This is a genomic window from Streptomyces sp. NPDC003456 (genome assembly GCF_042878735.1).
Lineage (GTDB): Bacteria > Actinomycetota > Actinomycetes > Streptomycetales > Streptomycetaceae > Streptomyces.
The window spans coordinates 968,093-990,337 of record NZ_JBIAOK010000001.1 but is presented as its reverse complement, the minus strand read 5'-3'; the positions used below and the strand labels follow the sequence as shown (position 1 = coordinate 990,337).

At 73.7% G+C, this 22,245-nt stretch carries 20 protein-coding genes and 1 pseudogene; 10 read left to right on the top strand and 11 right to left on the bottom strand.

The window, feature by feature from the left end:
* Nucleotides 1-58 precede the first annotated feature (58 nt).
* Nucleotides 59-622 (bottom strand): NAD(P)H-dependent oxidoreductase, encoded by a 564-nt coding sequence (locus ACFYWG_RS04045; protein WP_376334054.1) that lies wholly within the window; start codon nt 620-622, stop codon nt 59-61.
* A 128-nt stretch (nt 623-750) separates the two neighbouring features.
* On the opposite strand from ACFYWG_RS04045, the gene ACFYWG_RS04040 reads away from it, so the two are divergent.
* Both ACFYWG_RS04040 and ACFYWG_RS04035 read left to right on the top strand, forming a co-directional pair.
* On the top strand, nt 751-1,419 hold the full coding sequence (locus ACFYWG_RS04040) for a TetR/AcrR family transcriptional regulator (RefSeq protein WP_389199132.1): 669 nt from the start codon (nt 751-753) through the stop codon (nt 1,417-1,419).
* A 79-nt stretch (nt 1,420-1,498) separates the two neighbouring features.
* Nucleotides 1,499-2,542: a LacI family DNA-binding transcriptional regulator gene (locus tag ACFYWG_RS04035; RefSeq protein WP_376334058.1), complete on the top strand. Its 1,044-nt coding sequence runs from the start codon at nt 1,499-1,501 to the stop codon at nt 2,540-2,542.
* 106 nt (nt 2,543-2,648) lie between these two features.
* Here the strand turns inward: ACFYWG_RS04035 and trxA are convergent, their stop codons facing one another.
* Entirely contained in the window at nt 2,649-3,035 is a 387-nt protein-coding gene (trxA, locus tag ACFYWG_RS04030) for a thioredoxin (protein WP_333936520.1), read from the bottom strand.
* A gap of 110 nt (nt 3,036-3,145) precedes the next feature.
* Here trxA and ACFYWG_RS04025 point away from each other — a divergent pair, with 110 nt between their 5' ends.
* Nucleotides 3,146-4,576: a dihydrolipoyl dehydrogenase family protein gene (locus ACFYWG_RS04025; RefSeq protein WP_389199129.1), complete on the top strand. Its 1,431-nt coding sequence runs from the start codon at nt 3,146-3,148 to the stop codon at nt 4,574-4,576.
* A 507-nt stretch (nt 4,577-5,083) separates the two neighbouring features.
* Here the strand turns inward: ACFYWG_RS04025 and ACFYWG_RS04020 are convergent.
* On the bottom strand, nt 5,084-5,728 hold the full coding sequence (locus tag ACFYWG_RS04020) for a peptide deformylase (RefSeq protein WP_385417074.1): 645 nt from the start codon (nt 5,726-5,728) through the stop codon (nt 5,084-5,086).
* Between the two features lie 133 nt (nt 5,729-5,861).
* Here ACFYWG_RS04020 and ACFYWG_RS04015 point away from each other — a divergent pair, with 133 nt between their 5' ends.
* Nucleotides 5,862-7,271 (top strand): PepSY-associated TM helix domain-containing protein, encoded by a 1,410-nt coding sequence (locus ACFYWG_RS04015; protein WP_389199127.1) that lies wholly within the window; start codon nt 5,862-5,864, stop codon nt 7,269-7,271.
* A 106-nt stretch (nt 7,272-7,377) separates the two neighbouring features.
* Here the strand turns inward: ACFYWG_RS04015 and ACFYWG_RS04010 are convergent, their stop codons facing one another.
* From ACFYWG_RS04010 to ACFYWG_RS04000, 3 genes are all read right to left on the bottom strand, one after another.
* The gene (locus ACFYWG_RS04010; RefSeq protein ID WP_383503955.1) at nt 7,378-7,737 is read right to left on the bottom strand and encodes a tetratricopeptide repeat protein; all 360 of its coding nucleotides are present in this window, start codon (nt 7,735-7,737) and stop codon (nt 7,378-7,380) included.
* A gap of 72 nt (nt 7,738-7,809) precedes the next feature.
* Nucleotides 7,810-8,256, bottom strand: coding sequence for a MarR family transcriptional regulator (locus ACFYWG_RS04005; RefSeq protein WP_389199125.1), 447 nt, complete (start codon nt 8,254-8,256; stop codon nt 7,810-7,812).
* The gene (locus tag ACFYWG_RS04000) at nt 8,253-8,735 is read right to left on the bottom strand and encodes a MarR family winged helix-turn-helix transcriptional regulator (RefSeq protein ID WP_385417082.1); all 483 of its coding nucleotides are present in this window, start codon (nt 8,733-8,735) and stop codon (nt 8,253-8,255) included. Before ACFYWG_RS04000 ends, ACFYWG_RS04005 begins: the two co-directional genes overlap by 4 nt.
* Before the next feature lie 141 nt (nt 8,736-8,876).
* Here ACFYWG_RS04000 and ACFYWG_RS03995 point away from each other — a divergent pair, with 141 nt between their 5' ends.
* On the top strand, nt 8,877-9,842 hold the full coding sequence (locus ACFYWG_RS03995) for a pirin family protein (protein WP_389199122.1): 966 nt from the start codon (nt 8,877-8,879) through the stop codon (nt 9,840-9,842).
* A gap of 86 nt (nt 9,843-9,928) precedes the next feature.
* On the opposite strand, the gene ACFYWG_RS03990 is transcribed toward ACFYWG_RS03995, so the two are convergent.
* The 3 genes from ACFYWG_RS03990 to ACFYWG_RS03980 form a co-directional block, all read right to left on the bottom strand.
* A complete protein-coding gene (locus tag ACFYWG_RS03990) occupies nt 9,929-11,500 on the bottom strand; it encodes an oleate hydratase (protein WP_389199120.1) in 1,572 nt (523 codons plus the stop codon).
* A 122-nt stretch (nt 11,501-11,622) separates the two neighbouring features.
* Nucleotides 11,623-12,837: a globin domain-containing protein gene (locus ACFYWG_RS03985; RefSeq protein WP_389199118.1), complete on the bottom strand. Its 1,215-nt coding sequence runs from the start codon at nt 12,835-12,837 to the stop codon at nt 11,623-11,625.
* A gap of 301 nt (nt 12,838-13,138) precedes the next feature.
* A complete protein-coding gene (locus ACFYWG_RS03980; RefSeq protein WP_389199117.1) occupies nt 13,139-14,860 on the bottom strand; it encodes a SulP family inorganic anion transporter in 1,722 nt (573 codons plus the stop codon).
* A 184-nt stretch (nt 14,861-15,044) separates the two neighbouring features.
* Here ACFYWG_RS03980 and ACFYWG_RS03975 point away from each other — a divergent pair, with 184 nt between their 5' ends.
* From ACFYWG_RS03975 to ACFYWG_RS03965, 3 genes are all read left to right on the top strand, one after another.
* Complete coding sequence (locus ACFYWG_RS03975) at nt 15,045-15,902, top strand: universal stress protein (protein ID WP_389199115.1); 858 nt, start codon at nt 15,045-15,047, stop codon at nt 15,900-15,902.
* Nucleotides 15,903-16,228: 326 nt separating this feature from the next.
* Nucleotides 16,229-17,152 (top strand): carbamate kinase, encoded by a 924-nt coding sequence (locus ACFYWG_RS03970; protein ID WP_389199113.1) that lies wholly within the window; start codon nt 16,229-16,231, stop codon nt 17,150-17,152.
* 320 nt (nt 17,153-17,472) lie between these two features.
* Entirely contained in the window at nt 17,473-18,486 is a 1,014-nt protein-coding gene (locus ACFYWG_RS03965; protein ID WP_389199111.1) for a 2-hydroxyacid dehydrogenase, read from the top strand.
* 188 nt (nt 18,487-18,674) lie between these two features.
* Here ACFYWG_RS03965 and ACFYWG_RS03960 read toward each other — a convergent pair whose 3' ends face one another.
* The gene (locus tag ACFYWG_RS03960) at nt 18,675-19,058 is read right to left on the bottom strand and encodes a hypothetical protein (RefSeq protein ID WP_389199109.1); all 384 of its coding nucleotides are present in this window, start codon (nt 19,056-19,058) and stop codon (nt 18,675-18,677) included.
* Nucleotides 19,059-19,719: 661 nt separating this feature from the next.
* Between ACFYWG_RS03960 and ACFYWG_RS03955 the strand changes: the two are divergent.
* Nucleotides 19,720-20,307: pseudogene (locus ACFYWG_RS03955) on the top strand (universal stress protein); the annotation flags it as partial.
* 148 nt (nt 20,308-20,455) lie between these two features.
* On the opposite strand, the gene ACFYWG_RS03950 reads toward ACFYWG_RS03955, so the two are convergent.
* On the bottom strand, nt 20,456-20,878 hold the full coding sequence (locus ACFYWG_RS03950; protein ID WP_389199107.1) for a DUF350 domain-containing protein: 423 nt from the start codon (nt 20,876-20,878) through the stop codon (nt 20,456-20,458).
* 202 nt (nt 20,879-21,080) lie between these two features.
* On the opposite strand from ACFYWG_RS03950, the gene ACFYWG_RS03945 reads away from it, so the two are divergent.
* Nucleotides 21,081-22,067 (top strand): hypothetical protein, encoded by a 987-nt coding sequence (locus tag ACFYWG_RS03945; protein WP_389199105.1) that lies wholly within the window; start codon nt 21,081-21,083, stop codon nt 22,065-22,067.
* The last annotated feature ends 178 nt before the right edge of the window (nt 22,068-22,245 follow it).

Here is a 22,245-nt window from a genome sequence, read left to right as displayed (position 1 = left end):
GGGCCGGGGCCGTCTCGGGCCCCGGCCCCTCCGGGGCGCGCGCGGGGTGCGGGCCGGGTCAGGCCGCGGCCGGCTCGTTGACGAAGCCCTGCAGGTGGCTGATGACCTCGGTCAGCTGCCCGGCCACCTCGGCGTCGTCGGACGGGTGCGTCTCGGCGAAGCGGGTCATCGAACCGGGGATGGAGAGCTTGACGTCCTCCAGCACCTTGCCGCCGGCGATGCCCACGGCCTTGCGGGTCTCGTCGTGGGCCCAGACACCGCCGTACTGGCCGAAGGCGGTGCCGACGACGGCGACCGGCTTGGCGCTGAGGGCACCGGCGCCGTACGGGCGGGACAGCCAGTCGATGGCGTTCTTCAGCACGGCCGGGATGGTGCCGTTGTACTCGGGCGTGAACAGGATCAGGGCGTCGGCTGCGCCGGCGGCCTCGCGCAGCTTCGCGGCGGCGGCCGGGACGCCGCCCTCCACGTCGATGTCCTCGTTGTAGAAGGGGATCTCGGCGAGGCCCTCGAACAGTTCCACCTCGGCCCCCTCGGGCGCGAGCTTGACGGCCGCCTCGGCGAGCTGGCGGTTGTGCGAACCGGCGCGCAGGCTGCCGACCAGGGCGAGGATGCGAACAGACATGCTGACTCCTACGGAAGGAAAGGGTGCTCAACAGCGGGGTGGTGATCCGGACCGGGGTCCGTTTTCCGTTTGTAGCATCCTAACCGGACCGCGGTCCAGTTTTGTTCCCGATGCTTTACGCTGGCTTCATGTCCGCCGTTCCACCGCCCCTCCCGACGCCCCAGGAGCCCGTCGGCCACCCCGAGCTGCTCCAGCTCGGCTCCGCCCTGGAGGCGGACGAGCCCTGCCTGCGCGCCGACGCGGCCCGCAACCGCGCCCGGCTGCTGGAGGCCGCCGCCCGGCTGGTGGCGGAGCGCGGCGCGGACGCCGTCACGATGGAGGCGGTGGCCGCGGAGGCCTGCGTCGGCAAGGGCACGGTCTTCCGCCGCTTCGGCGACCGCACCGGCCTGCTGACCGCGCTGCTGGACCACTCCGAGAAGAAGTTCCAGGCCGCGTTCCTCACCGGGCCGCCCCCGCTCGGGCCCGGAGCGCCGCCGGTGGAGCGGCTGCGCGCCTTCGGCCGGGCCTCGCTGCGCCGCTCGGCCGACGAGCTGGAGCTCCAGCTGGCGGCCGAACCGGACGCCGCGCGCCGCTTCGTCGCCCCGCCCCGCCGCGTCCTGCAGCACCACGTGGCGATGCTGCTGCGGCAGGCGGTCCCCGAGGCCGACTGCGAACTGCTCGCCCACACCCTCATGGGCCAGCTCGACCCGGCCCTGATCCACCACCTGACCACGCAGTGCGGCCTGCCCCTGTCCCGGCTGGAGGCGGCCTGGACCGACCTGGTCGACCGTGTGACGCGGAGCGCCGGCACGGGCTGAGCGCGCCCCCTCCGCCGGGAGCGCTCACGGCATCCTCACAACTCCCCCGCCGGACAGGCGCATTGGGGCTTCTGCCAAGATGCCGTACGTCATGGTGCAGATACCGAAAACGCCCGCGCCCCCGACCCCGTCGCGCTCGGTTCCCACGAGCGCCGACGTGGCCCGCCTGGCCGGCGTCTCGCGCGCGACCGTCTCCTACGTCCTCAACAACACCGGCGCCGTACGGATCAGCGAGCCCACCCGGCGCCGCGTGCACGACGCCGCCAGAGAACTCGGGTACGTGCCGCACGCCGCGGCCCGCAGCCTGCGTGCCGGGCACACCCGCATGGTGCTCATCCCCGCGCCGACCTTCCCCGTCGGCCCGCTGTACAGCCGTTTCCTCACCGACCTGCAGGGAGCCCTGGGCGCGCTGGACTATACGGTGGTGCAGTACGGCACCGGCGGCCCCCACGGCGACGAAGCCGCCCGCGCCTGGGCGGAGTTGCGGCCCGTGGCCGTGCTCGTGCCCGGCTCCGGACTCGGGCCGCGCGGCGTGGCCGTGCTCCAGCGCTCCGGCGCCCGGGCCGTGGTCACCCTCGGCCCCGAGACCATCGAGGGCGCGCACGCGCTGCTCATGGACCACGACGTGGTCGGCCACAGCGCGGGCGCCCATCTGTACGACCGCGGGCGGCGCCGGATCGGCGTCGTCGTGCCGCAGGAACCGGGCCTCGAGGCGTTCTCCGCGCCGCGGCTCGACGGGGTGCGCCAGTCCGTGCGCGGCACGGACGCCACGGTGACCGAACTGCCCCTGCCCTACGACGAGCAGGCGGCGGCGCGGCTGGCCGCCCGCTGGCGCGGCCTCGGCCTGGACGCGGTGTTCACGTACAACGACGAGTACGCGATGCTGCTGATGCGGGCCCTGCAGGACGAGGGCATCCGCATCCCCGAGGAGACGGCCGTGATCGGCGCCGACGACCTCGTGCTGGGGCGGCTGCTGCGGCCGCGGCTGAGCACGGTCCGGCTGAAGCTGCCCTCGGGGCGGGAACTGGCCGAACTGGTCGACCGCGCGGTGCGCCGGCCCGGCACCGCACCGGAGACCCACAAGGTGCTCGGTGCGACGGTCCTGCGCCGCGAATCGAGCTGACCCGCGCACCGGCGCCCCGGGGCCTGCCGGCGCCCGGGACCCTGCCGGTGTTCGGGACCCTGCCGCTGTTCGCGGCCCGGCCGGGGAGCCGGAGCTCCCCGGTGGATCACTCGCCCGGCTGCTGGGCCTGCTGCTGGGCGATCGCCTTGCGGACCTCGTCCATGTCCAGGTTCCGGGCCTGTCCGATGACGTCCGTCAGCGCGGCCTCGGGCAGGGCTCCCGGCTGGGCGAACACGGCCACCTGGTCGCGCACGATCATCAGCGTGGGGATCGACTGGATGCCGAAGGCCTCGGCCAGCTCCGGCTGCGCCTCGGTGTCCACCTTGCCGAACACCAGGTCCGGGTTCTCCTCCGCCGCCTTCTCGTAGACCGGCGCGAACTGCCGGCACGGCCCGCACCAGGACGCCCAGAAGTCGATCAGGACGAACTCGTTGTCGGTGACCGTCTGGTCGAAGTTCTCCTTGGTGAGCTCCACGGTGCTCATGGCGTTCATCCCTCTTCCTGGTGTGGGGTCAAGCCGTCGGCACAACACGGCCGACCGGACACGTATTCCGCGCCCCTACCCGTGTGGCCAGGGGGCACACCACCCACCAGACTGACCCCATGACGGAAACGGAAACCAACACGTACGACGTCGTGGTCCTCGGGGCCGGGCCCGTGGGGGAGAACGTCGCCGACCGCACCCGCGCCGCCGGGCTGACCACCGCGGTCGTGGAGAGCGAGCTGGTCGGCGGCGAGTGCTCCTACTGGGCGTGCATGCCCAGCAAGGCCCTGCTGCGGCCGGTCATCGCCCGCGCGGACGCCCGACGCGTGCCCGGGCTCCGCCAGGCGGTGCAGGGCCCCCTCGACGCCGCCGCGGTCCTCTCCCGCCGGAACTACTTCACCTCCGACTGGCACGACGACGGCCAGGTCCGATGGCTCGACTCCACCGGCGCCGACCTGTACCGCGGCCACGGCAGGCTCGCCGGCCCCCGCACCGTCACGGTCACCGGCCCGGACGGCACCGAGCAGGTGCTGACCGCCCGGCACGCCGTGGCCGTCTGCACCGGCACCCGCGCCGCCCTGCCCGACCTGCCCGGCCTCGACTCCGTGAAGCCGTGGACCAGCCGGGACGCCACCGGCTCCCAGACCGTGCCCGGCCGCCTGATCGTCGTCGGCGGCGGTGTGGTCGCCGTCGAGATGGCCACCGCCTGGCAGGCCCTCGGCGCCCAGGTGACGATGCTGGTCCGCGGCAAGGGCCTGCTGCCCCGCATGGAGCCCTTCGCCGGGGAACTGATCGCCGACGCGCTCACCGAGGCCGGCGCCGACGTCCGCACGGGCGTGTCGGTGGAGTCGGTGACCCGGGAGAACGGCGCCGTCGTGGCCGTCACCGACCGGGGCGAGCGCATCGAGGCCGACGAGATCCTCTTCGCCACCGGCCGCGCCCCGCGCACCGACGACATCGGGCTGGACACCATCGGCCTCGAGCCCGGCGGCTGGCTGGCGGTCGACGACAGCCTCCGCGTCACCGGCCACGACTGGCTGTACGCGGTCGGCGACGTCAACCGGCGCGCCCTGCTCACCCACCAGGGCAAGTACCAGGCCCGCATCGCGGGCACGGTCATCGCCGCCCGGGCCACCGGGGAGGAGGCGGCGGCCGAGCCCTGGGGGGCGCACGCGGCGACCGCCGACCACGGCGCCGTCCCCCAGGTCGTGTTCGCCGACCCGGAGGCGGCGGCCGTCGGTCTGTCCCTCGCCGAGGCCGAGCAGGCCGGGCACCGGGTCAGGGCCGTCGACGTGGACCTGTCCTCCGTCTCCGGGGCGAGCCTGTACGCCGACGGCTACCAGGGCCGGGCCCGCATGGTCGTGGACCTGGAGGACGAGATCCTGCGCGGCGTCACCCTCGTCGGCCCCGGCGTGGGGGAGCTGATCCACTCCGCGACGATCGCCGTCGCCGGGCAGGTCCCGATCAGCCGCCTGTGGCACGCCGTCCCGTCCTACCCGACGATCAGCGAGGTGTGGCTGCGCCTGCTGGAGGCATACCGGGACTCCTGACGAGCGCCCCCCGGAGCCCGGCCCGGCGGGGGGCAGGGGGCGGGGCTCCGGCCGGGGAGCGGCGGGTCGGCGAGGCGCTGGGCGAGGGCACCGGATCTCCACGGCTTCGCCGAGGGACACCGGGTCCCCGGGGCTCCGGCTGGCCGGGGGCAGCGGCCCGAGGGACTCCAGCCGGCGGCAGCGGGCCCCTGAGCTTCGCCGGGGGACAGCGCGTGGTCCCCGGGGCATCGGCCGGGGCAGCGGTTTCGCGGGGCTCCGGCCGGCGGGGACTGCGCGTCCCCCCGGGGCTCTGGCCGGGGGCAGCGGATTCGCGGTGGTCCGGTCGGGGGCAGCGGATCCCCGAGACTTCGCCGAGAGGCAGCGGGTCCCGGAACTTCGGCCGGGGGCAGCGGGTCCCCGGGGCTCCTGCCGGGGGCGGCAGGGCTCGCCCGCCCCCGCCGCCGCGTCGCGCCGGGCATGGCCCGCCGCCCGTGGGGCAGGGCGGCGGGCAGGCCCTCCCGCCCCGCCCTACGGCAGTTCGAAGCCGAGCGCCCGCGCTGCCGCCTCCGGTGTCGGCTGCGCCCAGCGCTCCGCCGCCGCCTGGTGCGACGACAGCGACCGCGTCTCGGCGCGGTCCAGGTAGAGGACCCCGTCGAGGTGGTCCGTCTCGTGCTGCACGATCCGGGCGGGCCAGCCCGTGACCACCTCGTCCAGGGCGCGTCCGTGCTCGTCCTCGCCGGTCAGCCGTACCGCCGCGGGCCGCGCCACCACCGCCTGGTAGCCCGGCACGCTCAGGCACCCCTCGAAGAACGCCGCCCGCGCGTCACCGGCCGGCGCGTAGGCGGGATTGACCAGCACCCGGAACGGCAGCGGCACCCGCCCGCGCGCCAGCCGCACCTCCTCGGGCACCGGCGCCGGATCCTCGATCACCGCGATCCTCAGCCCCACGCCCACCTGCGGCGCGGCCAGCCCGACCCCGGGCGCCGCGCGCATGGTCAGCCGCAACGCCTCGACGAACCGGGAGAACAGCGCGGGGTCCAACTGACCGTCGTAGGGCACGGCTCCGCGCCGCAGCACCGGATCACCCGCGGTGACAATGCCCAACGGGCCGCCGCCGGCGAGGAGTTCCTCCACGCGCTCGGCCAGGGGTGCGTGATCGCTCGGGGTTCCCATCGCGCCAGGATGACACGGCCCCCCTCACCTCCCTGTGGCGCACATCACACACCCCTTGCGGGAACTGGACGGCCCCGCGCCCCGACTCCTGCACCGCAACGGCCCAGAAGACGTCCCCGGGAGAAGCCCGCCGATGACCACCGCTCCCTCGACCACCACGGACGAGGCCCCCCAGCCAGCCACCCCCGCGCCGGCCCGGAACGGCTGGGCCCCCCTGCGCCCGCTGATCCTCCGGCTGCACTTCTACGCCGGCGTGCTGGTGGCCCCCTTCCTCCTCGTCGCCGCCGTCACCGGTCTGCTGTACGCCGCCTCGTTCCAGGCCGAGAAGATCGTCTACGCGCACGAACTGACCGTCCCGGTGGGAGAGCGGAAGCTGCCGATCGGCGAGCAGGTGGCCGCCGCCCGCAAGGCCCACCCGGAGGGCACGGTCTCGGCCGTGCGCCCCTCGCCCGAGCCCGGCGCGACGACCCGGGTCATGCTGTCCGGCGTCCCGGGCGTCGACGAGGGCCACACCATGGCCGTCTTCGTCGACCCCTACACCGCGCAGGTGCGCGGCGCCCTGGAACAGTACGGCTCGACCGGCGCGCTGCCGCTGCGCACCTGGATCGACGAGTTCCACCGGGATCTGCACCTGGGGGAGAGCGGACGGCTCTACAGCGAACTGGCGGCCAGCTGGCTGTGGGTGATCTCGGCCGGCGGGCTGGTGCTGTGGTTCTCCCGCCGCCGGGCGCTGCGCACGGTGCGCGGGACCAAGGGGCGGCGCCGCACGCTCGGACTGCACGGCAGTGTCGGCGTGTGGGCGGCGACCGGCTTCGTCTTCCTGTCGGCGACCGGACTGACGTGGTCGGCCTACGCCGGGGCCAACATCGACGAGTTGCGCACCTCGCTCGGGCACGCGACCCCGTCGGTGTCGGCGGCCGCGAGCGGTGAGCACTCCGGTCACGGTGCCGCCGCCGGGCAGGCGGGAGACGCCTCCCACGGCGTGGGCCTGGACAAGGTGCTGGCCGCCGCGCGGGCCGAACGGCTCACCGACCCGGTGGAGATCGTGCCGCCGGCCGACGCGGACTCGGCCTATGTCGTCAAGCAGGTGGGCCGGGGCTGGCCCACCAAGCAGGACGCCGTCGCCGTCGACCCGGCGAGCGGGCAGGTCACGGACGTCCTGCGGTTCGCCGACCACCCGGTGCTCGCGAAGCTCACCCGCTGGGGCATCGACCTGCACACCGGGGTGCTGTTCGGCCTCGCCAACCAGATCCTGCTGATGGCGCTGACGCTCTCCCTGATCCTGCTGATCGTGTGGGGCTACCGCATGTGGTGGCAGCGCGGCCGGGGCAGCGCCTTCGGCCGGCCGATCCCGCGGGGTGCCTGGCAGCACGTGCCGCCGCAGATCCTGGTGCCCCTGCTGGCCGGGGTCGCCGTACTCGGCTACTTCCTGCCCCTGTTCGGCATCCCGCTCGCGGTGTTCCTCGCCGTCGACATCGTCCTGGGCGAGATCGCGCACCGGCGCGGACGGCGCGCGTCCGGCGCCGGCGCTCCGGCCCGGTAGCGCTGGGGCGGGACGGCACCGCGCGCCTGCGGTGCGGGCCCTGGCCGCCCCCCGGCACACGGATGCCCGGCTCCTTTCGGAGCCGGGCATCCGCCGTGGTGCCGGGTCAGTCCTGCGGGAAGTCGCCCGCGAGCGCGGAGGCGATCCGCAGGTGGGACTCGGCCTCCTCGTGCCGGTTCTGCCGCTGGAGCGTACGGCCGAGCATCAGCCGGGCGTAGTGCTCCACCGGGTCCCGCTCGACGATCGTGCGCAACTCGGCCTCGGCCCGCCGCAGTTGGGCCGAGTGGTAGTACGAGCGCGCCAGCAGCAGCCGGGGCCCGGTCTGCTCCGGCACCTCGTCGACCAGGCCGGTCAGGACCCGCGCGGCGGCGGTGTAGTCCTTGGCGTCGAAGAACAGCTGCGCGCGCTCCCAGCGCTCCGCGGGGGTGCCGTGCGCGTAGTACGCGGCGTCGTAGGTCGTGTTCACTCGTGCCTCCTTCGAGGCCGTCAACCAGGCCTGCCCGTTCGCTATTCCACGGCCCCGCCGGGCCCGCGGAGCTCACCCCGTCAGCGCCGCCAGCTCGGCCTCGGCCCGCCGCGTGATCAGGGTCAGCACCCGCCCCGCGACGGCCAGGTCCTCCTCGGGGATGCCCGCGTAGATCCGGGCGGAGTGGGGGGCCGTCTCGCCGGAGGTCCTGGCGTACGCCTCCCGCCCGGCGTCCGTGATCCGCAGGCCGGCCGTGCCCTGCGGTGCCAGGAGCCCGGCGGTGACCAGTTCGTCGATCACGGCGTGCGCCTCGGCGGCCCCGGTCTTCAGTGCGCCAGTGACACCGCCCGCGAGTTCCTCCCGCCGGACCGGGCCGTCGGCGAGGGCGGCCAGCCGGAGGGTGACCGACTGCTGGAAGGTGAGCCCGTGCCGGGCGAGCACGCTCTCCAGGACCGCCCGGCCGGCGTAGTGGGCCAGGGCGATGACACGCGGGTCGAGCGGGGGTGCGTCGGTGGTCATGGCTGCTCCGTCTCGTGGTCGGCGAAGGGGTCGAGCGGTGCGTCGAGCAGGGTCGCCAGGTCCCGTACGAACGCGCGGGTGCGCGTGCCGTCCAGGCCGCCGAGCGGGTCCAGGAGCTGCTTCAGGAGCCGGTGGACGACCTCGATCGCCCGCCGGGTGACGTCCTGCCCCTGCTCGGTCAGGGCGAGCTGCACCGCCCGCGGGTCGCGCGGGTCCCGGGTGCGCTCCAGCAGCCCGGCGGTCTCCAGTGCGCGGGCCAGCTTCGACACGTACAGCGGCTCCAGCCCGGTGTGGTCCGCGAGGCGGCGCTGGCTGGGGCGCTCGCCGCCGCGCTGCATGCCGTGCAGGGAGGCCAGCAGCGAGTACTGCGCGTGGGTCAGCCCCAGCGGGGCGACGGCACGGTCGACCGCCACCCGCCACTTCATCGACAGCCGCCACACCAGGAAGCCCGGCGTCGCGCCCTCCGTACCTCTGCTCATGATAAATACCGTACATGGCTACTATGTACATGGCTACTGTTTTCCGGGTCGCAGCCGATCGTGGGCCGATCGTGCGGCGGCGGCGGGTACGCCCGGACGACGCGCAGACGCGAGCCGTCCTGCCGCACTAGGTTGTGCGCCATGAGCAATCTCGAGCGCGAGGCGGCCCCCGCCGTGTGCGGCGGCCGGGGCTTCGTCGTGGCGGAGCCGGTGCGTGAACTCCTCAGTCCCCGCCGGGTACCGCTGGGTGAGTCCTCCGAGGTCCGGCGGCTGCTGCCCAACCTCGGCCGCCGCATGATCGGGGCCTGGTGCTTCGTCGACCACTACGGCCCCGACGACATCGCCGACGAGCCCGGCATGCAGGTGCCGCCCCACCCCCACATGGGCCTGCAGACGGTGAGCTGGCTGCACGAGGGGGAGGTGCTGCACCGCGACTCCACCGGCAGCCTGCAGACCATCCGCCCGCGCGAACTGGGCCTGATGACCTCCGGCCGGGCCATCAGCCACTCCGAGGAGAGCCCGCGCCCGCACGCCCGCTTCCTGCACGGCGCGCAACTGTGGGTGGCCCTGCCCGACAGCCACCGCCACACCGAGCCGCGCTTCGAGCACCACGCCGGTCTGCCCGTCGTCACCGCGCCCGGCCTCACGGCCACGGTGATCCTCGGCGCTCTCGACGGGGCGACCTCACCCGGCACGGCGTACACCCCGATCGTCGGGGCCGACCTCGCCCTGACCCGGGGCGCGGACGTAACGCTGCCCCTGGAGCCGGACTTCGAGTACGCGGTCCTGTCGATGTCCGGCGAGGCCCACGTCGACGGCGTGCCGGTCCTGCCGGGGGCGATGCTCTACCTCGGCTGCGGCCGCTCCGAACTGCCCCTGCGCGCCGAGTCGGACGCGGGCCTGATGCTCCTGGGCGGCGAGCCGTTCGAGGAGGAGCTCGTCATGTTCTGGAACTGGATCGGCCGTTCCCAGGAGGAGATCGAACAGGCCCGCCGGGACTGGACTGAAGGCACCCGGTTCGGCGAGGTGAAGGGCTACGAGGGGGATCCGCTGCCCGCCCCCGCGCTGCCGGCGACGCCACTGAAGGCGCGGGGCAGGGTGCGCTGACCTGCGGGACGCGTCGACGGCGTACACCTCTTCGCCGCGCCCGGCCGGTCCCACCGCGGCCACGCCCCCCCCGGTCGTGCTCCAGGTCATCGGCGGTACATGGTTTCCAGAGCGGCGGCCAGTACGTGGGGATCGTGGTGGCCCTTGTGGACCGCGGGCGGCTTCCTGGCGAGTCCGAGGAGCCGGGACACGGCCGTCCAAGCGGTGCGTACGGAGTACTCGACGGTGAAGACCACGTCGTCGGGCACTTCGGCGAACTGGCCGATGAAGGCGAGGTTGACCGACCCCTCGGGTACGACCTCGGGGCGGTCGTCGCGGCGGCGGGTCAGGAACTGGCTGGTGATGTACGGCATCAGGCAGGGCACCACCGTCGAGGTGTCGAGTGCACGGGCCGCCACCGCGTCGTCGAGGCGCAGGTGGTGCAGGACCTCCTCGAGGATCTCCCGGCCGGAGCACATCGTCATCGGCTTGGGCGTGTGGTTGCCCGCGCGGCCGGGACGCAGGCCGTGGCCCCACCAGACGGAGACGTCCTCGGGCTGCTCGCGGCAGCCGGACCGGCGGCCCGCGGCGATGGTGAGCAGCCAGTCGGACTGGGTGAACGTCATCGGCCCGCCCCTTCCGGTCTCCCGGCCGCTGAACTCCGCGAGCGCGTCCAGGAAGGCGGGGTCCTTGGTGGTGACGGTGAACGACGCCCCGCGGGACTCCTTGACGTGCTTGTCGAAGGCGTCGGGGTTGCCGAAGTCCTCACGGCCCCTGGCCAGCCGGTGCCAGAGCAGCCAGGCGTCCGACATCCGGGGAGGGGGCGGCGGAGCGGCGAAATGGGAGCCGACGCTGGTCGAGTCGGTCAGGGAGCCGTTGGTCACCAGGACCACGTCATCAGGGGTCACACCGATCTGTTCCTGACGGCCGTCCTGCGTCACGTGGATGCGCTTGACCGTCGTGGACCGGTGCCCGGGCGCGAACCCGAGGTCGGTGACGTGGCAGTGGGTGTGGACGGTGACACCCCGTTCGCGCAGCCAGGCGGTCAGGGGGCGCACGAGGGAGTCGTACTCGTCGTAGCGGGCGTGGTGGATGCCGGGCAGGGTGGAGAACCCGGGGGCGAGGTGCATGAAGCGCCTGAGGTAGCGGCGGAACTCGATGGCGCTGTGCCAGGGCTGGAAGGCGAACGTGGTGCACCACAGGAACCAGAAGTTCGTGGTGAAGAAGTGTTCGGTGAAGCAGTCGGTGATCCGCTTGCCGTCCAGGTGTCCCTCGGGTGTCACCAGGCAGCGGACCAGGTCCAGGCGGTCGCGCTCGGAGAAGCCCATCGAACTCACGTCGACGATCTTTCCGTCGCCGTCCACGAGCCGTGCGATGCCGTCCCGGGCGAGATCCTCGTGTCCGGCGAGGATCTCCTGCGTCACGGACATCGACGGGTCGCCGAGCGAGGGGATGCCGGACAACAGGTCGTACATGCAAGGGTTCTCCGCCCCGAACGTCCGCCCGCCGAACAAGGTGTGGCCGGCGTCGGCCGTGCCGCCCGCACCCGGGCCGCCGCCGATGCTCCGCCGCTCCTCGAAGAGGTGGACGTCCGCTCCGTCGAATCCGCCGTCCCGGATCAGGAACGTGGCCGCGGCGAGCGCCGCCACGCCGCTGCCCACCAGGTATGCCTTCGCCATCACCCAACTCCTCGCTCCGGCCCCTCGATCGGGAACCGCACGGTGTCAGCGTTTCCCGAGCATGCGTGCGCCGTCAGGGGGCCGTTGGTCACTCGCCTGGTCCGAACGGCCCCGTCAGCCGGTCAGGCCGCCGGGCCAGGCAGCCACAGGTCAGGGCCGAAGACCTCGTAGCGGATGCTGCGCGCCGGGACGCCGGCGGCCAGCAGCTGCCCCCGCACCTCCCGCATGAACGGCAGCGGCCCGCACAGGAACACCGTCCCGTCGGTGGGCAGTTCGATGCCGTCGAGGTTCATCAGGCCCTCGCGCGCGTCGGGTTCCACCGGGCCCGGCTGCTCGTACCAGAAGACCGCGCGGGCTCCCGGCAGTCGGCCGACCAGCTCCCCCGTCTCGGTGCGCAGGGCATGGTCGGCGGGGGAGCGGTCGGCGTGCAGCACCAGCACCGGCCGGGCCGAGCCCGAGGCGGCGAGATGCGCCAGGATGCCGGTCATGGGGGCGCCGCCGATGCCCGCCGACACCAGCACGACCGGGGTGGTGGCGTCGGCCGGGTCGTCGAGGAAGACGTCACCGAAGGGAGCCGACAGCGTCAGCTCGTCTCCCTCGCGGACCTGGTCGTGCAGCAGGCAGGAGACCTCACCGTCCGGCGCGCCGGAGGTGCCCGCGACCCGTTTGACGGTGATGCGCCGCAGACGTCCGCCGGGGTCGGACGACAGGCTGTACTGGCGCAGTTGGTGCACCCCGTCGGCCATCAGCACCCGTACGCTCACGTACTGGCCGGCCCGCGCCTGCGGTGCCGGCTGCCCGTCGGAGGGGCGGAGCAGGAAGGACACCACGTCGTCGGTCTCGCTGCGGCGCCCGACGACCGTCCACTGACGCCAGATGTGCCCGGGCTCGACGCCCGCGTCCTGGTAGAGGCGGGCCTCCCGGGCGATCAGGGCACCGGCCATCAGCCAGTACACCTCGTCCCACGCGGCCGCCACCTCGGGGGTGACCGCGTCGCCGAGGACCTCGGCTATCGCACCGAACAGGTACTTGTGCACGATGGTGTACCGGTCGTCGGTGACCCCCACCGCGGCATGCTTGTGCGCGATACGGCTCAGCAGGGCGTCGGGCCGGACGTCGGGCTGCTCCAGCAGCGCGGTCGCGAAGGCGGCGATCGAACCGGCCAGGGCGCGGCGCTGGGCACCGCTTGCCTGGTTGCCGCGGTTGAACATCCCGTCGAGCAGCTCCGGCCGGTCGCGGAACATGGCGCCGTAGAAGCGGGTGGTGATCTCGTCGAGGGCTCCGGCCACGGCGGGCAGGGTGGCGCGTACCACGGCGGCGGATTCTGCGGACAGCATGAGGACTCCCAGGCGAGCGGGGTGAGAGGGGACGGGCCCCGTGACGAAGGGGCGGCCGTCCTCTGTGTAGCAGGCACCGGACCGCGTTCCGGCGCCGCTGGGCGAAGAGGGGCCGACCGGCCCCATCGATTCGGGCACAGTGGCCCCACAAGCGCGCCGGGGCCGGGCCGGACGGGCCGGGGACGGCCTCGTGCCGGTGCTGTTCCGCTGCCGTGGCGGGGGCGGCGGTCGGCTGCGTCCGACGACGGCGTTCGCGGGCTCCCCGCAACTGCGGGTGGCTGAACACGGGGCGCTGGGCGGCCTACTGGTCGCGGCGCCACTGCCGGTACGCGGCGACGGCCGTCGGCAGGGTGGGGAAGATCCGCTCGGGACCGACGGTGTCCGTGAGGCCGTACGCCGTCAGGTCGTCCAGAAGGTCCTGCTTGACGCGGGCGAGGGCGAAGACGATGCCGCGGTCGGTGAGTTCGCGGCGGACTGCCTCGACGGCGTCCAGGGAGGTGATGTCCACCTCGACATTGGCCTCGGTGTTGAGGACGAACCATCGGACCGGGCCGGCCTGTTCGTCGACCGCGGCCAGGGCCCGGCGGCGGAAGTCCTCCGCGTTGGCGAAGAACAGCGGGGAGTCGTAGCGGTAGACGAGCAGGCCGGGGATGGTGCGGGCCTCGGGGTAGTCGTCGATGTCGTGCATGCCGGCGACTCCGGGGACCAGTCCCTGGACGGCGTCGTGCGGGCGGGCGACCCTGGCGAGCAGTTCGGCCACGGACAGGCCGACGGCGACCAGCACGCCGTACAGGATGTCCAGGGTGAGGACCCCGGCGAGGCAGCCGAGTGCCAGCAGCAGTTCCCGGCGGCGGAAGGATGCCAGTCTCCGGAAGCCCGCCAGATCGATCATGCGAACGGCCGCGTGGACCACGAGGGCACCCAGCACGGCCTTCGGGGTGCGGGACAGCAGGGGACTGAGAAAGAGGAGTACCGCCAGGACGGCCGCGGCGGCGACGAGCGAGTACGCCTGGCTGCGGGCGCCCGAGGAGGAGGCGAGCGCGGTGCGGCTGGCGCTGCTGCTGACCGGGAAGCCGTGCACCAGGCCCGCCCCGACGTTGGCGGCGCCCATGGCCAGGAACTCCTGGTCGGTGTCCAGCGTGTCCGCGCCCGGGGCCCGGCCGGCGAAGGCCCGCGCGGTGAGGATGAAATCGGTGTAGCCGACGAGGAGGAGGCCCAGCGCGGGCAGTACCAGCTGCGGCAGCTCGGTCGGGTCCGGCACGGCGAGCCCGGGCAGACCGGACGGGACAGCGCCGATCACCTCGATGCCGTACCGGTCGTCGAGCCCGAACGCTGCCACGGCCGCGGTACCCAGTACCACCACCAGCAGGGGGCCCGGCACGGCGTGGACGAACCGGGCGACGGAGAAGAGGAACGCCAGCGAGACACCGGCGAGGACGAGCGTGGCGGGATGGGCGTCCGCCAGGCTCCGCACGAAGGACCACAACTGCGGGAAGAGCGTGGAACCCGCCGTGTCGACGCCGGTGAGCTCGGGCAGTTGGCCCACCATCATGATCAGCGCCACGCCCGCCAGGTAGCCGATGAGCACCGGCCGGGACAGCAGATCCCCGAGGAAGCCGAGCCGTGCCGCCCAGGCCGCCACGCACAGCAGTCCCACCGCAGTCGCGAGTGTGGCCACGAGCGTCGCGTACCGGGCCGGATCCCCTGCGGCGAGCGGACCGACCACCGTCGCCGTCATCAGCGCTGTCGTCGACTCCGGGCCGACCGAGAGCAGGCGGGAGGACCCGAGCAGGGCGTACAGGACGAGCGCGGGCAGGATCGCCCACAGCCCGGCGACCGGCGGCAGCCCGGCCACGCCCGCGTAGGCCATCACCTGGGGCACGAGGTACGCGGCAACCGTCACCCCGGCCACGACATCGCCCCTCAGCCACGAGCGCCGGTAGCCGAGGAGGGTGCCGAGCCCGGGCATGGGACGGCGCCGCCCCTGCCGTCGCGGAGCCCGGTCTCCCGAACTGCGGGACATGATCCTCCCTCTGACGAGTGGCCTCAAGCATCCAGTGGCCGACGGACCACGCGAAGAGGCCTGTCGGCCCCCTGCGTCCGCGCCCCCAGGGCCTCTTGGCCCCGGCTCGGGACCTGCGGCCCCTGCACCACCGGTCCTCTCGCCACCACGCTGGGGAGTCGAATCCCCGACGAGGAGGCAGAAGATGGGCCGCAGAGTTGTCGTAGGTCTCGATGGCTCGGCTGAGAGCCGTGCCGCGGCGGAGTGGGCGGCCCGCGAGGCCGAGCGGCGCTTCCTGCCGCTCGGACTCGTCCATGTGTGGGAGCCGGTTCCCGCGCCCGTCGCCCTGGCGCGGTTCCTCGGTGCGGAAGAGCGGCAGGAGTGGAGCGAGCGTGTGCGGCGCGAGGTGGTCGAGGTCCTCAGGCTGCGTCATGCCGGACTGGAAGTGTCGGTGGAGCAGGTCTCCGGCCGGCCCGCCGAGGCGCTGGCCGAGGCCGCGAAGGACGCCGAGCTGCTTGTCCTCGGCTCCCGAGGGCTGAGCGGCGTCGGAGGTTTCCTCGTCGGCTCCGTGGGCCGGGCCGTCCTGGCGCGCGCCGAGCAGCCCGTGGTTCTGGTCCGTGCCGGTGAGAGGACCGCCGGCGGGCCCGTCGTCCTCGGGCTCGACACCGAGCACCCCGACGACACGTTGCTCACCTTCGCCTTCGAGGCGGCCGCCCGCCGCGTCACACCGCTGCGGGTCGTCCACGTCTGGAACCCGCCGCCGTACGCCGCCTACGGCCTGCCCGCCGACCCCGAACTCGACGCCGCGCTGGCCAAGCAGGACGCTGCCACGCTGACCGAGGTGCTGCACCGGTGGAAGGAGAGACACCCGGCCGTCGAGGTCATCGAGGAGTCCCGTCCCGGCAGTCCCGCCGTCCACCTGGTCGACGCCGCCCGCGAGGCGTCCCTGGTCGTCGTCGGCCGCCGGACCCGCCGCAGCCCGCTCGGCGCCCACATCGGCCCCGTCACCCACGCCGTGCTGCACCACGCCACCGCCCCCGTCGCCGTCGTCGCGCACGACTGACCGGGCCGCCCGGCACCTCGTCCGGGCCCTTCGGCACGGTGTGCCCGGAGGGGCCCGGGGATTCGATGGATCCGAGAGCCGACCGACGCGAAGGGAAAGGGGCACATGCTGGAAAGGTCACTGCCCCCGGACTTCCGGGGACGGCTCGCCGTCCTCCTGGCGATGTCCACCGCGGTCGGCTTCGTGTTCGGCGCCGCGCGCGACGCGCTCGTCCTGCGGGCGCAGCGCCGCCGGACAGCACGGCCCGCCACGAACGACGAGCACCGGCGGCGCGCTCCCCCACCAGCCTCCTTCCCTTCTCGTGGCCCCTCCGGAGGACCCAAGCCATGCGCATCGTCATCGCCCTCGGCGGCAACGCCCTGCTGCGCCCGGGTGACCGCCCCTGCGCCGCGGTGCAGCGGTGGGACCTCGACCGGGTGACCACCGCCGTAGCCGGCCTCGCTCTCGAACACGAGATCGTGATCACCCATGGCAACGAGCCGCAGATCGGCCTGCTCGCCATGGAGAGCGCGGCCGGCCCGGTTCCGGCCACCCCTCGTCCGCTGGACCTCCTGGGCGCCCAGACCCAGGGACTGATCGGCTCCCTCCTGGTCCGGGCCCTGCGCGACACGCTCCGGGGCCACAAGGCCGCCGCACTCGTCACCCACACACTGGTACGGGCCGACGACCCGGCCTTCGCGCGACCCGCAACGCGCGTGGGCCCGGTGTACCCCCGGGACGTCGCCCGTGCCCTCGCGCGAAGGCACGGATGGCACCTCGCCGAGGACGCCATCGGTTGGCGCCGGGTCGTCGCCTCACCCATGCCCGTGGGCATCGTCGAGACGGAGACCATCCACGACCTGCTCACCAGCGGAGCGCTCGTCGTCTGCGCCGGCGGCGGAGGCGTACCCGTCACCGCCGACGATGCCACCGGCGCACTGCACGGCGTGGACGCGGTCGTCGACAAGGACCTCAGCGCCGCCGTGCTCGCCGAGGAACTCAGCGCCGACTTCCTGCTCCTCCTCACCGACGTCCCGTGCGTCTACACCGGCTACGGCACCCACGACCCGCAGCCCGTCCTCGACGCCACCCCCGGCGACCTGCGCCGTGCGGCTTTCCCCGCCGACTCCATGGGCCCCAAGACGGAGGCCGCCGCCCGGTTCGTCGAACGCACCGGGGGACTGGCCGCGATCGGTGCCCTGGACGCGGCGTACGAGATCGTCCACGGCAGATCGGGAACGCTGGTGCGCCCTGATCTGGTCGTGGGCTGAAGTGCGGCCGAAGGGTCCTCATCGGCGGCCCGCTCGACCTCGAGGGCCCACCGGGGGCCACCGCCCGCGAGCTCCCGGCCCTGACCGGCGAGGGACCGACCAGCCGCCGGACCGGCCAGCGGCTCCGACCCGCCGAGCAGACGGTCGAGAACCACACCTCCCGCATGCTCGCCGAACGCGGCCTGGAAGCACCGGGGCCGCGGTCATCGCCATGCAGGACCGGCCGCGGCACGAAGCACGCCGAGCCTTCGCACCCGGATGTGCCCGACGGCGCCGTCCTACGGTGGGGGGTGATCAACCGCCCGACGGGAGGAGAGCACATGGAGATCGTCGCGTACGGAGTCCTCGCGGACGAGGAGCCGCTGCTGCACGACGCGTTCGGCGAAGCCCTCGGTGACCACCACGAGCTGCGCTGCCTACGGCTGTTCCTCAACCGGGACACCGCACCGACCGCGGTCGGTCACGAGGTGGTGCTCAGCAGCGTCAACGACACCCTGGACGCGGACGTGCTGCGCGCCCTGGCCCGGGGCGGCACGAAGATGATCGCCCAGCGGGCCACCGGCTACAACAACGTCGACCTGGCGGCGGCCGAGGTGTTCGGGCTGACGGTGGCCCGGGTGTCGTCCTACTCGCCGTACTCGGTCGCCGAGTTCGCGTGGGCGCTGGCGCTCGCCGTGGACCGGCGGATCGTGCGGGCCGCGCACCGCACCCGGGAGTTCGACTTCAGGCTCGACGGGCTGATGGGCCGTGACCTCCGGGGCCGGACGGCCGGCGTGGTGGGAACGGGGAAGATCGGAGGCGCATTCGCCCGGATCGCCCATGGCTTCGGCATGCGACTGCTGGGCTGGGACGTCGCCGAGAACCCCGACTGCCTGGCTCTGGGCATGGAGTACGTCGAGCGCGAGCGGCTGTTCGCCGAGGCGGACCTGGTCAGCCTGCATGTGCCGCTGCTGGAGGACACCCACCACCTGGTGGACGCCCGAGCCCTGGCAGCGATGAAGGACGACGCGATCCTGGTCAACTCCAGCCGTGGCGGCCTGGTCGACACCGACGCCCTGCTGCAGACCCTGCGAGCGGGGCGGCTGAGCGGCGTCGGGCTGGATGTGTACGAGGAGGAGGCGGGGGTGTTCTTCCTCGACAAGTCCCTGGAGGTGATGACCGACGAGCGGCTCGCCCGGCTGATGACCTTCAACAACGTCCTGGTCACCTCGCACCAGGCGTACTTCACCCGCGACGCCGTCGGTGAGATCGCCGCCACGACCGTGGCGAACATCGCCGACTACTTCGCCGGCCGCACCGGCGACAACACCCTCGTCCGGCCGCCCACTGCCTGACGCCCACTTGCGGCCGGGCGTTGAGGCGCCTCGCGCACCACACGGTCCGCAGACCAGGCGGCCGAGGCTCCCGGCCGGTGCGGCTGGAGCAGGGCCGGGAGCGTAAGGACCTGCTCAGAGCCGGCGCATCCAGTCGTCGGCCACACCGTGCAGGGGTGCCTGTTTCCGCACCACGCGTCCCGGTGCTCCTAGCGCTGCCGACCACCGCGCCACGGCGGCGGCGTGGCGGTCCTGCGGGCCGCGTCCCTGCGGTGCGCGGCACGTTGCGTGCGGCTGCGCAGCCGGTCCTGCAGCCGGTCGGCGAGTTCCCGGGCGCTCGCCTCACGCGCGTGCACGACGACGAGGTCGCCGCCCACCTGGATCTCGGCGCCGGCCGACCACGGGAAGTCGATGTGGTGGGCCGCCGCCCTGGTGACACGCACCTCGCCGCTGACGGGCGGAAGCCCGGGACGGTCGAGCACGGCGCCGACCTTCTCCCGGAGGTAGGCGAGCGACTCCTCGTCCACGTCGCCCTCGGCCCGCACGCGCACGGAGGCGGTGCCGCCCTCCTGGCCGATGTCCTTGGCAGTCATGTGCTCCACTCCCTGGGATTCTTCGTGGTGGCTGTTTCCGGTGCGCCTCAAGACTGCTGCGTGCGCCGCCCCGGCCCCAGGGCCGGCCGACCTCGGGAGACGGGGCCGTGGGTCCCGGCCGTCGGCGGTCGCCGGGGTCCGGTCGTCACCGGCTGTCGCTCAGGTCGGTCTCGTCCGCGGCACGTTCGGCCTCCAGGCGGGCGGCCGGGACTCGGAACGGCGAGCGACAGACGCAGTCCGATGGTGTGGAAGCAGTGCACCGAGTCGCGGAACGGGTGAGGACGGGTCCCGCAGACGGCCAGGAGCATCAGCGAGTCGTGAGCAGGGCTCCGAGGCGGCCCTGGGCGGGACCGGCCAGGCGACGAACAGGGTGATGCCGAGAACCAGGAGCAGAAGCCGTACTCGCCGCCCGCCGTCGAGACATGTTCGGCAGGCCTCACCTGATGGTCGAGGAGAGGCGCGCCGCCGGTGCCCGGTCCCGTGCGTACGGTCCGGCTGCCAGTGTCCTGATCTCCGGGACGGCGCCGGCAGGGCCGAGTGGCACCTCGGACGGCCCGGTGGCCCCTGTTCCGGGGAGGAGGACCGCCCCGAGGCTGGAGCCGAACGGCCGCACGTCGGCGGCGTCATGGACGGGAGAGACCAGTGAGTGACCCGGTGAGAGATCGAGTCGCGCACCGCCGCACTGGCGGTGGTCGGCAGCAGGGGCTCGAGCAGCTTCACCGGCCTTCTGGTGGGCTCCACCGCGGTGCATCTGGCTGCCCACGGCCACTGCCCGCTCATGGTGGTGCGCGGGCGCCCGGACCCCGCCGGTCCCGTGCTGCTGGCGGTGGACGGCTCCGCAGCGGGGGAGGAGGCGGTCGGCTTCGCGTTCGCCGAGGCCGCACTGCGCGAGGCGCCCCTGGTGGCGCTGCACGTGTGGAACACCTGGAGCGAACGGGCGTACAAGGGCCCCGCGGATCCGCTGACGGCCGTGGTGGCGGACGCCGAGCGGCTGCGCGAAGCCGAGCAGCACCTGCTGGACGCTGCGGTGGCTCGCTGGCAGAGGGTACATCCGCAGGTCGAGGTCGAGCGGCGCCTGGTGCGCTCCCGCGTTCGCCCGGCCTTGATCGAGGCCAGCCACGACGCCCAGCTGGTCGTGACGGGCGCCCGAGGCCGCGGCGGCTTCACGGGACTGCTCCTCGGCTCCGTCAGTCAGGCCCTGCTCCATCACGCCCATTGCCCGGTCACTGTTGTCCGCGGCGAGGAGTGACCGTGCAGAAGATGCACATCGCCGCCGCTCCCGACGCCCCGCCGAGCCGGAAACTGCCGCGCATGGTGGCCAGTTCCGCAACTGGCCGATCGGCGTCGTGAACACCGTCCTCACCCGTGACCGCACCCCGGTCGCGGTCGCGGTCGCGTCAGGCTATGGACGCCGAAAGGATCGCCGCCACGGCGACGTTGCAGGACGCCGTGACCCAGACCGCGGGGTGGGGCTCCTCCTGGACCAGGACCTCACCCAGGCGCCCCGGAGTGATCAGGTCCACCACCAGGAACGCCACCGCCATCATCACCAGCCCCAGCAGGCCGAACACCGCGGTGGAGAACAGGCCCTTGCCGAAGGCGTCGTAGGTCGTCCAGATGGATGTGAAGACGATGCCCCCGATGCCCAGCAGGGCGCTGCTCAGCACCACGGCGGCGTTGCGGTTGCGCTGCTCCCAGATCTGCCGGCCGAGCTTCCCGGGCGTCAGCACGTCGACCAGGACGATGCCGAGGACCAGCAGGACCAGGCCCAGCCCGCCGTAAGCGGTGGCCCGGCCGAGTCCGTTGACGATGTCGCTCATGGGAAGGCTGCTCCGATGGTCGGGGGATCGTGAGTGATCGCGGTCAAGGCGGAGCAAAATCTAGCGCACCCGTTCGGCCTCCACCCGGCCGACGGCCGAGGTCGGAGACGTGAAACCGCCGTGAAAACCCGGTGGAGGACCTGTCGGTGGGCCCCCTTATGCTGCACCCCGATGATCACGCGGTACCAGGGGAGGGCGCGGCATGTTCGGCAAGCTGTTCGGCAGGGACGCGGACAGACCGGTGGCGGATCCGCACGCCCTGCCGGTCCCGCGCAGGCAGAAGGGCGGAACGTACCGCCTGCGCGCTCTGGGGGACACACGCGTGCTGGCGGTCGTGGAGGCGGCCGACGCCGGTGACTGGGAAGCCGTCAAGGCGGCGCTGACCCCCTTCGATCCCGGACGCGACCTCGAAGTCCTCGGCGAGATCGTCGAACTGGACGGCGTGCAGGACTGGATCGCTCGGGCCGTGGAGGAGGACAAGGAGCACCGGGCGACGGCCCTGCTCGTCTCCGGGACGCGACACATCCACTGGGGCTGGGAGGCGCGCACCGCCGCACGGGCCGCCGACGTCACGCGCGAGCAGTGGCGCGTCTTCCACGAGCGGCTGGAGATCGCCGAGGATCAGCTGCTCGAAGCCGCCGAGCTGCGACCGGAATGGGTCGCGCCCTGGCGCCAGTTGCTCACCTCCGGGCGCGGCATGTCCCTCGGCACCGCCGTCAACGAGACCCGCCGGGACGCCGCGCTGCGCCGCGACTCGCTGAACCTCCAGGTCCACCTGGCCTGGCTGTCCCAGCTGCAGCCGCGCTGGGGCGGCGAGCCGGGGGAGGCCCTCGCCTTCGCCGAGGACGCGTTCGCCCGCGCTCCGCAGGGACACCGCCTCGGCTGCGTGCTGCCCATGGCGTACATCGAGGAATGGGTCGAGGCCGGGCGCGGCGACCACCTGGAGACCGACGAGATCCGGGCGCGGCTGCGCGAGGCGGCCGACCACAGCATCCTCCACCCCGCCTACGCCTGGCCGCTCGGCTGGCAGCACGACTTCCACATCTTCGCCATGGCCCTGTTCCTGGCCGGCGAGCGCCACACGGTCCGGCGCGTCCTGCGCACCCTGGACGGCGCCTACACCGAGTGGCCCTGGACGTACTTCGCGGAGCCCGAGAAGCAGTTCGCGCGCTGCCACCGCCGCGCCTGACCCACCCGGACCCCACCCGGACCCCCGCCGGGCCGTTCCGGCCCGCGCGGCGGACCTCCTCCGGGGGCGGCGTCGTCGCCCCGCCGTCCGGGCCGCCCGCCGGAGCACCCCACGCCCGAGCGGCGGCGGGTGGGTCCGCCGCCTCCCCCCCTTCCTCCTCCCTCCCCGAACCCCGGAC

Coding starts and splice junctions, on each gene's coding strand:
- ACFYWG_RS03965 (WP_389199111.1), top strand. CDS start 17,473: ATGGAGATCGTCGCGTACGGAGTCCTCGCGGACGAGGAGCCGCTGCTG.
- ACFYWG_RS03975 (WP_389199115.1), top strand. CDS start 15,045: ATGGGCCGCAGAGTTGTCGTAGGTCTCGATGGCTCGGCTGAGAGCCGT.
- ACFYWG_RS04005 (WP_389199125.1), bottom strand. CDS start 8,256: ATGACCACCGACGCACCCCCGCTCGACCCGCGTGTCATCGCCCTGGCC.
- ACFYWG_RS04025 (WP_389199129.1), top strand. CDS start 3,146: ATGACGGAAACGGAAACCAACACGTACGACGTCGTGGTCCTCGGGGCC.
- trxA (WP_333936520.1), bottom strand. CDS start 3,035: ATGAACGCCATGAGCACCGTGGAGCTCACCAAGGAGAACTTCGACCAG.
- ACFYWG_RS03950 (WP_389199107.1), bottom strand. CDS start 20,878: ATGAGCGACATCGTCAACGGACTCGGCCGGGCCACCGCTTACGGCGGG.
- ACFYWG_RS03990 (WP_389199120.1), bottom strand. CDS start 11,500: ATGGCGAAGGCATACCTGGTGGGCAGCGGCGTGGCGGCGCTCGCCGCG.
- ACFYWG_RS04045 (WP_376334054.1), bottom strand. CDS start 622: ATGTCTGTTCGCATCCTCGCCCTGGTCGGCAGCCTGCGCGCCGGTTCG.
- ACFYWG_RS03970 (WP_389199113.1), top strand. CDS start 16,229: ATGCGCATCGTCATCGCCCTCGGCGGCAACGCCCTGCTGCGCCCGGGT.
- ACFYWG_RS03995 (WP_389199122.1), top strand. CDS start 8,877: ATGAGCAATCTCGAGCGCGAGGCGGCCCCCGCCGTGTGCGGCGGCCGG.
- ACFYWG_RS04040 (WP_389199132.1), top strand. CDS start 751: ATGTCCGCCGTTCCACCGCCCCTCCCGACGCCCCAGGAGCCCGTCGGC.
- ACFYWG_RS03985 (WP_389199118.1), bottom strand. CDS start 12,837: ATGCTGTCCGCAGAATCCGCCGCCGTGGTACGCGCCACCCTGCCCGCC.
- ACFYWG_RS03945 (WP_389199105.1), top strand. CDS start 21,081: ATGTTCGGCAAGCTGTTCGGCAGGGACGCGGACAGACCGGTGGCGGAT.
- ACFYWG_RS04035 (WP_376334058.1), top strand. CDS start 1,499: ATGCCGTACGTCATGGTGCAGATACCGAAAACGCCCGCGCCCCCGACC.
- ACFYWG_RS03960 (WP_389199109.1), bottom strand. CDS start 19,058: ATGACTGCCAAGGACATCGGCCAGGAGGGCGGCACCGCCTCCGTGCGC.
- ACFYWG_RS04020 (WP_385417074.1), bottom strand. CDS start 5,728: ATGGGAACCCCGAGCGATCACGCACCCCTGGCCGAGCGCGTGGAGGAA.
- ACFYWG_RS03980 (WP_389199117.1), bottom strand. CDS start 14,860: ATGTCCCGCAGTTCGGGAGACCGGGCTCCGCGACGGCAGGGGCGGCGC.
- ACFYWG_RS04015 (WP_389199127.1), top strand. CDS start 5,862: ATGACCACCGCTCCCTCGACCACCACGGACGAGGCCCCCCAGCCAGCC.
- ACFYWG_RS04000 (WP_385417082.1), bottom strand. CDS start 8,735: ATGAGCAGAGGTACGGAGGGCGCGACGCCGGGCTTCCTGGTGTGGCGG.